Source organism: Acinetobacter entericus, assembly GCF_026168575.1.
Lineage (GTDB): Bacteria > Pseudomonadota > Gammaproteobacteria > Pseudomonadales > Moraxellaceae > Acinetobacter > Acinetobacter bouvetii.
Genome location: NZ_JAPEQW010000007.1, coordinates 153,441 through 163,690 on the forward strand (window position 1 = coordinate 153,441; position 10,250 = coordinate 163,690).

At 37.3% G+C, this 10,250-nt stretch carries 6 protein-coding genes and 1 pseudogene; all 7 read left to right on the top strand.

The genetic code is table 11. From position 1 onward, the window contains the following. Positions 1-233 precede the first annotated feature (233 nt). The 7 genes and pseudogenes from OKC24_RS07750 to OKC24_RS07780 all read left to right on the top strand — a co-directional run bounded on the left by OKC24_RS07750 (position 234) and on the right by OKC24_RS07780 (position 10,035). Positions 234-1,153, top strand: a pseudogene (locus OKC24_RS07750) (IS5 family transposase). Between the two features lie 2 nt (positions 1,154-1,155). After that, positions 1,156-1,410 (top strand): hypothetical protein, encoded by a 255-nt coding sequence (locus tag OKC24_RS07755; protein ID WP_130146795.1) that lies wholly within the window; start codon positions 1,156-1,158, stop codon positions 1,408-1,410. Positions 1,411-1,860: 450 nt separating this feature from the next. Further along, positions 1,861-2,868 (top strand): helix-turn-helix domain-containing protein, encoded by a 1,008-nt coding sequence (locus OKC24_RS07760; protein WP_130146797.1) that lies wholly within the window; start codon positions 1,861-1,863, stop codon positions 2,866-2,868. Between the two features lie 135 nt (positions 2,869-3,003). After that, a complete protein-coding gene (gene acmB / locus OKC24_RS07765) occupies positions 3,004-4,185 on the top strand; it encodes a methyl acetate hydrolase AcmB (protein WP_131276300.1) in 1,182 nt (393 codons plus the stop codon). A gap of 103 nt (positions 4,186-4,288) precedes the next feature. Beyond that, complete coding sequence (locus OKC24_RS07770; protein WP_131276301.1) at positions 4,289-5,152, top strand: transporter; 864 nt, start codon at positions 4,289-4,291, stop codon at positions 5,150-5,152. 552 nt (positions 5,153-5,704) lie between these two features. Next, entirely contained in the window at positions 5,705-6,976 is a 1,272-nt protein-coding gene (locus OKC24_RS07775; protein WP_265464940.1) for a tyrosine-type recombinase/integrase, read from the top strand. A 491-nt stretch (positions 6,977-7,467) separates the two neighbouring features. Further along, entirely contained in the window at positions 7,468-10,035 is a 2,568-nt protein-coding gene (locus OKC24_RS07780; RefSeq protein WP_265464941.1) for a bifunctional diguanylate cyclase/phosphodiesterase, read from the top strand. Positions 10,036-10,250 lie beyond the last annotated feature (215 nt).

The following is a 10,250-nucleotide window of genomic DNA, read 5'->3' on the forward strand; positions in this document are numbered from 1 at the left end:
GCCTATATTTGATATCCTAGATAAAAACTATGTCATTCTTCGGAAATATCGAAATTTGACCTACTGTCAGCTTATAAAATAAACGCTACAACAGCAAATCCTTTAAAGTATAAATTTATACTTTAATCACATGCTAATAATTTCTTTGGCTAGATTAGATCTATTTTATAAATCAAAAGGGCTTTGTTGCACAAACCTATCCAAGAAGGCCTGTTCAGCAATATAATTTCAAAATGAATAAGCCTACACCTAAAATCTATAGAACAACGAATTGGTTCGCTTATAACCGAGCATTAATAAATCGTGGAAATATCTCGATTTGGTTTGATCCTACGACTCAATGGTATGTTCACCCACAAGACAAACACGGACGAAATCACACTTATTCTGACGCAGCTATCCAATGCTGCTTAATGATTAAATATCTATTGAAATTGTCTTTGCGAATAGTTACTGGCTTTGTTCAAAGTTTAATTAAGCTTTGCGGATTAAATTGGATAGCGCCAGATTATTCAACACTATGCAGAAGACAAAGGCATATCGATATTGCGATTGGCTATCAAAAAAGTAGTGATGAACTCCATCTACTTGTCGACTCTACTAGTCTAAAGTTTCTAGGTGAAGGTGAATGGAAACGAAAGAAACATCAGCCTGAATATCATCGCCAATGGCGTAAACTACATATTGGTGTAGATGCTGAAACCCTGCAAAGCTCACTGCAAATAATGTTAGTGATTTGCAAGTACTAGAGATTTACTTAATCAGGTTGCACTTGATGAGCAAATAGACTCTGTCTATACCGATAGAGCTTATGACACAAAAAAATGCCGTCAAGTCATTACGGATCGACAAGCGCATGCGGTGATGCCACCCAGAAAAAAATGCAAGACCTTGGAAAGATACAGAAGCACATTCTCAGGAGAGAAATGAGTTACTTCAATCAGTTAAATATTTAGGCAGAACACTATGGAAAAAATGGTCATGCTATCATCGCCGAAGCTTGGTTGAAACCAAGATGCATTGCATCAAGTTATTAGGCAATAAACTCAGTGCTAGAAATTTTGACAGTCAAGTTAACGAGATTCATGCACGTGTGACAGTCTTACATAAATTTACGATATTAGGCCGACCTCATACCCAAGTTGCCACTTAAATTTGAGTCGCTTAGATGAAGTTATACTTTTTAAATCTTTGTGCAACAAAGCCGCTCGAATTCAATATCTCAAAAATGAGAATGGCTGGGCAAAAGAAGAAATAGTCATTGAACATGTAATTAATGCATATACCAATTTCATGGTTTACAATAAAGCAAAAGTAGATACAAAAATAATCAAACTTCAAGTCCTTAATCAGAAAATCAATAAAAATTTACTCGAAATCGAAAAGCAAAAAATGAAATTACTAAATTAAATGAAGAACTTTTAACAGAAAAATCAACTAGAGAGTATTATCAAAATCTTTGCAAAGAACATGGTATTGATGGAGGAAACCCACAGTACTCTGAGACAACTCCATCTTAGCCAATCTATTTATTAATGATCTCTGCGGGTAAATTTGGGAGTTTCCTACATAGTTAATGATCATTTGAATTGGAGGCTAATTTTTTGTGTAAAACATCCGTATTTTGAGCCTTGAGACCCAAATCTTCGAATAGCTTGAACTGAAAAAGATTAAATCAGCATAAGAAACAGCCTGTCATAGACAGGCTGTTTCTTTCATATTAAATTAGCCCAGAGCATTTCACATAAGATGTTTTATTGTTAATTTCAGAAACATCAAATAGCCTAGAGTAATACAAAAAGTAGCAACCTAAAAATTTAGGTAGGAGAGTTACTTTTTTCATAACATGGAGTTGTTGTGATGTTACAAGACAGTTTAATTCAAGATTGCCGAGGAGGATACATTCCTCAGGCGCATAAAAATATCTCAATGGACTGGGATGAAATTAAAAATTGGTCTGATCAAGTCTATATGCCCTACAATGCACAACCTGTAGGTAAGGGACTATTGCCAAATTCAAGTATGCACTCTGTATCTGTGGCAGATATGATTGTCACTCGTTTTAAATATGGCATCCCCGTTTATCTTGATCAATGGAATCAAGATAAAGGTCATATTATTCTTCTGACTACTATAGAGGGGCATGGAAAACATGCAATTGCTCCCAACAACTGGCAGACAACCAACGTCGGCGAATCTTTTCTTGTAGATTGTAGCCAAACAGATGATTATGCTGTGCACTTCGACCCACAGCATTTACAGTTGAATTTGACCATTCCACATGATGTCTTAGCCCGTTTGGTCGTTGCAAATTTTGGGCATGAAGCCCCTATTCACATGTGGCAGTTTAAAACTTTTTTCGGGGGAAGTGATTCAAGCTGGCTATCCTTACTGACCTATCTAAGTAAAAGTATTTCGGAAATTCCATTAGCACAATTAAAAAAGAAAGCAGGTGAACATTTACAACAAATGATTGGTCTGCATATTCTCAATGAATGGTCAATTCGGGCAAATATAGATTTAAATCAAAAAGCATGGATCACACCTAAATTTATAGAGCACGCTGAGCAGTATATGCGTGAAAATTTACGTGATAGCCCTACAATTGCTGAAATTGCACAAGCGATTGGCATCAGTATTCGAAGCTTATCCAGTGGTTTTAAAAAATACCGACAGTCTAGCCCAGCTCAAGTTATGCGAAATATGCGTATGACGTTAGTAAGGCAAGAATTATTAGAAGCCTCACCAGAACAAACAGTAACTGAAATTGCATTGGCTTGTGGTTATCTCAATTTAGGTGATTTTGCTCGTAACTATTATCAGATGTACAATGAATTGCCCTCACAGACATTGAAAAATAGATATTGATTATCAAATAATTGCCGTTTTTCGATAAAGCTTGCCTATTTGCGGTAGAGCCGTTGAAACATTCCTTTTTAGACTAAAAATGTTGTCATATGACATCGATTAAGTAATAACTCAAATGGAATGGAGTGTTTCTTCATGAAACAGCAATTACAGCAAATTCTCGATCCTATCTTAGATCAGGTTGTTAATAACAGTCATCCTGTTGCAGGAGTTGTAGCAGGGGTTACAAATAGAGATCAAACTCTGTATTTAAATCATGCAGGTGAGCGGGATATTTCAACACATGCAGCAATGACGAATGATAGTGTATTCGCAATTTTTTCAACAACGAAAGCAATTACAACGACTGTGGCTTTGCAACAATACGAAAAGGGACTACTTGATTTAGACGCCCCTGCTAAAGAGTATATTCCTGAAATTGGTCAACTTGAGGTTCTTCATGGCTTTGACCCTCAAGGAAAACCTATTCTCCAAGCCCCGAAAATAGATGTAACTACTCGAATGTTATTATTACATACAGCTGGTATGGGGTATGATTTTTTTAATCCTGAGTATCAGAAACTCACTTCTGAACATGGTTATCCAAGTGTCATCACTTCATCAAAAGCATCTTTAAAAACCCCTTTATTGTTTGAACCAGGCACACAATGGGAATATGGTTCAAATATTGATTGGGCTGGATTAGTCACAGAAAAAATTGGTGGCAAACGCCTTGGTCAACTCATGCAGGAACAAATTTTTAATCCTTTAGAAATGAATGACACTGCATTTACCTTAACACCCTCTATGCTTAAACGCCGTGCGAGTATGCACCATCGTCAACCAGATGGCAGTTTGATAGCAGACTCAGATTTCCTATTACCGCAAGAACCAGAAGTACATATGGGGGGGCATGGTCTTTATTCTACTGTCAGTGATTATTTAAAATTTATTCGCCTTTGGCTAAATCGTGGTGAGGTCAACGGTCAGCGTTTACTTCAAGAAAGCACACTTGAACTGGCTCTTAATAATGGCTTAGCAGATATTGCCATGAAAAATTTACCAGGCTCGATTCCTACTTTGTCCAATGACGTCAATATCTATCCTGAAGCTGAAAAAGGCTGGACACTTGGTTTTATGGTCAATGAACAAGTGACTGACTCAGGTCGTCCAGCAGGTACAATCGGCTGGTGTGGTTTAGCAAATCTCTATTATTGGATTGATATTAAAAACAATATTGGCGGGTATTGGGCAACTCAAACACTCCCTTTTGTTGATCCTACAGCCTATAACGGATTCCTTGCTTTTGAAAAAGCTGTCAATTCTATAAATCATTAAAAAGTCAAATTGCTTCTAAGCCAAAGTATGGCTTAGGGCATCATGCTAATAAACTTTACTCAGTCAATAACATCATGATTTTGGTATCAGACAAGGAATCGTTATGAAAAAAATACATACGTTGGCAACCAGCCTTCTTGGATTGTTATTTCTACAAAATGTATATGCAGTCGATCTAGATGCTGGCGATTATGACTATGCGCCTAGTGGCACAAATTTAGCTATGCTCTACTACCAACATGCTTCCAGAGATTCGCTTTATAATGGAAATAATCGAGTATCAGATAATGTGGAACTTAAGTCCGATATTGGTATTGCTCGTTATGTACACTATATGGATGTTGCTGGGCTTCACATCGCACCGCAAATTCTAGTGCCGTTTGGACATCTAGATGCTGGAAAAGATATCACTTCTTTAGGAAGTAGCAGTGGTTTAGGCGATATTATTTTAGCAAATACTTTCTTTATTTATCATGATAAAGATACAAAATCGACATTTGGTATTACCCCCTATCTCTATTTACCAACAGGAAAATACTCAAAATATAATGATTTGGATCTCGGTGAGAATAGAGTCAAGCTAACTGTTCAAGGGGCTTATACAACCCAGCTTATAGATCGTCTAAACTGGGATATTGCTGGAGATTTTACAATTTATGATAAGAATGATGATGTTATAAATGGAAGCTTAAAACAAGATTTAGGCTTTCAAGTTCAAACTAATGCCAGATATCGTTTAACTGATATTGCTGATTTGCGTGCTGGACTCTCATACAGTGATGCTGGAGATACAAAACAAGATGGTGTAACTACAGATTCAAATAAACAAACCAAATTTTGGATTGGTACTGGAATTTCACCTACAGCAACAACACAAGTTATTTTAAATTATGGTCGTGATCTCAGGGTAGAAAATGGTTTTAAAGAAGACAATCGTATCAACCTTAGACTTATGAAAGTATTTTAATATCAAAATTGATACTAGCTTTTTGCTAGTATCAACTATTCCATTTAACTTAAGTTTATCTGAAGTCTGAATTAAAAGAATCCAGAGGATCAAACTATTTTTTATTGTGTCTGCCAGTTTATTTTCAGCTCTTCTTATTAGAAACTCATTAGACTCCCCACAATCTTTATCCAATAAAGTCTATTCTGATATATTCCAATCCAAAATTTTATGTGGGTTTTTATGTGGGACAAAAGCACAGGCAAGAAAAAAGCCCTTGCAAATACAAGGGCTTAATTCAAAATTTGGCGGAAGCGGTGTCCGTCTAACAATAGTCCAAAGCAATCCAATCCAATATTATAAAAATATATTTTTCAATAATTTACAGTTTAATCCATCCAACTTTGTCTTGTCTATTCCAANTCCGTCTAACAATAGTCCAAAGCAATCCAATCCAATATTATAAAAATATATTTTTCAATAATTTACAGTTTAATCCATCCAACTTTGTCTTGTCTATTCCAATCATTTCCAGTATTTTATGTGGGGTAGGTTGAGGGGTAACCAAAGATCATGCCAAAGAAATCTAAAGAGCTATCAGCACTCAGTGTAGCAAAAATTAAAACAACTGGTCGACACTCTGTAGGTGGTGTCGATGGCTTATGCTTGAATGTCGAAGGCAATTCTCGTGTTTGGATTTTACGTGCTGTTGTTGGCAAACGTCTCGATAGAGATGGAAAGTTAAAACCTCATCGCCGTGATATTGGTCTTGGTCCCTACCCTGAAGTTTCATTAGCTGAAGCCCGAGCTAAAGCAACTGAATTAAGATTACAAATACGAAATGGCATTGATCCAATTGCACATAAGCAGAAACAGCTTGAAAAGTTGCATAGCCAAAAACTTCGTGACAAAACATTCATGGAGTGTGCGGAAGTTGTTATTGCCAATAAAACCCGTGAACTCAAAAATCAAAAGCATATTGGGCAATGGTCATCCACATTAGAAACCTATATCTATCCAACTTTAGGTGATATCAGTATTGGCACAATTACTAAAGTTGATATTGCCGAAGTTCTTAGACCTATCTGGATTGAAAAGAACGAAACAGCTAAACGTATTCGTGGTCGTATAGAAGCCATTTTTGATTATGCTAAGGCCATGGGATATTTTGTTGGTGATAATCCTGCTGAATGGAAAGGTAACCTCGAGCCAATCTTGGGGAATTTAAAGCAGGAGTCGCGTCCTCACCCATCATTACCTTATGAACAGGTTGCTGAGTTTATTCAGCACTTGAGACAGAAAAAAGGAATTTCACCTAAAGCTCTAGAATTTGCGATTTTAACTGCATGTCGTTCTGGCGAGGTTTTTGGGGCAAAATGGTTGGAAATCGATTTTAAGAATAAAGTTTGGATCATTCCTAAAGAACGGATGAAAGCAGACAAAGAACACCGTGTTCCATTGTCTCAAGAGGCAATCACTTTGCTTGAATCAATTAAAGAATATACCCAACCACAAGACTTTATTTTTCCTGCCCCTCGTGGTGGTATGCTTTCTGACATGTCATTAACCACATTAATTAAACGTTTGCATGAACAGAAGTTTAAAGAAAATGGCTTAGGCTATATTGATCCAAAACAAAATCGAGTAATTACAACACATGGTTTTCGATCAACATTTCGTGATTGGTCAGCCGATAAAACTGATTATCCTCGTGAAGTCTGTGAGCATGTACTAGCACATAAACTACCTGATGAAGTAGAAGCAGCTTACTTACGTGGAGCTTATCTTGAGAAAAGGAAAAATTTGATGGTTGATTGGTCTAATTTCGTACTAAGTAACTATTGAAGTATTTTAGCTTTTTTATATTTTATGGGAAAAGTGAATAATATTTAGAGTTAGTAAGATTGATTAATTAGATTAGTGTGTAAATTTGGACTAATGATTTAATTAAACACAGAGTCATGCAACCCTACCTAACCATCTTAAATAGGATAATTCGGGGATGGTTTCAGACTACTGAAATATTCAAACAGCTTCGATTAATACAAATACCCAATCTGGATTTGAAACGTAACCGAATATATACACTGCTTACCCTTTAAAAGAGGATTTCTCTTTCAGTCTCCATGATTTTTACGAGAGAATTATTATTTAAACAAAACTTTCAATCTCAAGTTTGATAACTATAAGACTTTTAGATAATTATGTGTGATATTTGTAGCATTTTTGTTATATTATTTATTTGAGATTAATAATCAACCTTTAGCTCTGATTTTACTAATTTCGCTTGAGAATCTATCAAAAATGCGCAATACAACTCAAGGACGGTATGCTATATGAGTCAAACAGCGAGTTATTTAGATACTCAATCCATCTTTAATTTAATTGGGCAACATGCAGACTTAGCAATCATCTTTCAGACCGTCAGTGAATGGTTAGAGGTTCGGATACCAGATTCAATGGTCTCCATCATGTTGTACTCAGAAACAGAACAAACTTTAAATTTAATTAGTGGTAGCCAGCATTTTTCTAACCGATATATAGAAACCGTTTCTGATTTAAAAATAGGTCCACATGTGGGAGCATGTGGTGCGGCAGCTTTTCACCGAAAACTGGTGATTTGTGAAAATTTAGCCACTGACCAAAACTGGGAAGCTTTCCATAGCCTGATTCAAGAAGAAAATCTGAACGCCTGCTGGTCAACACCTATTATTAATGCCCAGGGAACGCTCTATGGAACCTTTGCAACCTATTATCGTTCCCCTAAATGCCCCACCTCTACTCATATTAAGTTAATTTCTCATGCCGCATCTCTGGTTGCCCTGAGTATGGACCTGCATGCAGAACGGCAACAAAGACTGGCGCTCAATGATAAATACCGTTCGTTCTTCACCTACCATCCCGATGCGATTTTTGAACATAATCCTGAAGGCATCATTATTGATGTCAATCTCGCCTCTGAAGAGATCACTAAATTTAATCTTGAACAGACTCGGGGCTCACATTTCTCAAAATTTATTTGTGCTGACTTTCAGTCAGTAGCTCAAACTGCATTTGAACAGGCCTTGCAAGGCCACAGTCAACACCTGGAAATCCAGGCACAGAATGCCTTGGGGAAATGTTACTGGCTAGACCTCACTTATTTACCTATTCAACAAGCCCAACAGGTGGTCGGTGTATTTGGGATTGCCCATGATATTACCGAACGGCATGAAACCGAAGAAATGTTACGGCTACTGAAACGTAGTGTCGATGCCAATCCTCATGGCATCGTGTTGACTAAGGCCACCGCGGACCAGGCCATTGAATATGTGAATCCTGCTTTTGAAAGCCTGACGGGTTATAAAAAAGAAGAAATCACTGGTAAAAATTGTCGCTTTCTGCAAGGTCCCGAAACAGATCCAGAGGCAGTGTATAAAATCCACAATACACTTCAAGAACAGCAAGAAATCCAGGTGACCTTAAAAAACTATCGTAAAGATGGCAGCTGGTTCTGGAACCAGCTCATATTAGGACCCGTTTTTGATGATAAAAATTTTTGCACGCACTTTATCGGGATTCAGCAAGATATTACCCAACAGCGGGCGAATAGCGAATATATTGCCCGTCAGCAAACCCATGACAGTTTAACCGGATTAATTAACCATCATACTTTTGAAAAAATACTGGATGTTGCCTTCCACCTTCAGCATGACAATCCTCGCTCCCTGATTGTGATGTATGTTGATTTAGATGGATTCCAGCCTTTAAATCAAAGTTTGGGGCACATCATTGGTGATCAACTTCTGATTGCTGTAGCAAATCGCCTGCGTCAGGTCATTCAAGAAGAAGATATCATTTCCCATTTTTCAGCAGATGAATTTGGCATACTTCTGAATAAATGCCATGATTTAAAACAGGTCGCTGTTATTGCAGAGCAAATATTAAAAAGCCTGTCAGCTCCATTTGAGCTTGATGGCCATAAAATTCATATGAGTGCGAGTATTGGCATTGCAGATGATGACCCTCAAATAGAAAAATCGACTCAATTACTTCATCATGCGATACATGCCATGAATGAAGCGAAAAAAGAAGGCGGAAATGCCTGGCATTGGTATGCGTTTAATTCTATCGGCACACCGAAAATCGATTACGTGCTGATGCGCCACGAATTAATGGTTGCCATGCAAGAAAAGCAGTTCAGGTTAGTCTATCAACCCGTTATTGATGCTCGCTCAGGCCAATTAAAAAGTGTCGAAGCCTTAATCCGTTGGCAGCATCCACAAAGAGGCTTTATCTCTCCGGTAGAATTCATTCCGTTTGCTGAAAAAACCGGCCAGATTGTCGTCATTGGCCAATGGGTGTTACAGCAAGCCTGTCAGGATATTGTAGCTTGGAACAAGAAAAACGGAGCTAACCTGAGTGTAGCTGTCAATCTTTCCCCTTTACAATTTAAGCGCACAGGCTTTTTGCATGACTTACAGGAAACGTTATCTGATACTCAGTTACAACCCGACCTATTAAAAATTGAAGTCACCGAGACCATGTTAATTGCGGGTGCTGACCGTTCTTTAGAAATTCTAAAAGCTGTTCGTGATTTGGGTATCAAGGTTTCTGTCGATGACTTTGGCACAGGATACTCGAGTCTGAGTTATTTACGCACTTTACCTGTGGATGAGATAAAACTTGATCGCAGCTTTATTGAACATTTACCTCAAAATGAAAAAGATGGCGCGATTGTCGCAGCCATTATTGTTATGGCTCATCAACTAGGATTGCACGTGGTTGCTGAAGGAATAGAAAATCAGGATCAAGCCCAGTTTCTAAAAAAATATGAATGTGATGATTTTCAGGGCTACTATTTTGCTCATCCCGCTTCGCTTAGCGAGCTCAAGCTTGATTATAGGCAGGTAGAAGTCATATGATAATAAATAAAGGTTACTATCTAGGGCGTGTCCTCATTTGGCTTTGCACCAAATAAACAAACTAAAAAGAATATGGACTTGCATAGTTTTGAATTTGCATCTCAATTTCATCAATTATGACTCTACGAGAAATGTTAAAAAACCTATTTTATTTTAAACAGTGAAATAATATATTAGATTTCTTTCATAAGTCATTTTTCACTCAGCTCCAAGTT

Coding starts and splice junctions, on each gene's coding strand:
- acmB (WP_131276300.1), top strand. CDS start 3,004: ATGAAACAGCAATTACAGCAAATTCTCGATCCTATCTTAGATCAGGTT.
- OKC24_RS07775 (WP_265464940.1), top strand. CDS start 5,705: ATGCCAAAGAAATCTAAAGAGCTATCAGCACTCAGTGTAGCAAAAATT.
- OKC24_RS07780 (WP_265464941.1), top strand. CDS start 7,468: ATGAGTCAAACAGCGAGTTATTTAGATACTCAATCCATCTTTAATTTA.
- OKC24_RS07770 (WP_131276301.1), top strand. CDS start 4,289: ATGAAAAAAATACATACGTTGGCAACCAGCCTTCTTGGATTGTTATTT.
- OKC24_RS07760 (WP_130146797.1), top strand. CDS start 1,861: ATGTTACAAGACAGTTTAATTCAAGATTGCCGAGGAGGATACATTCCT.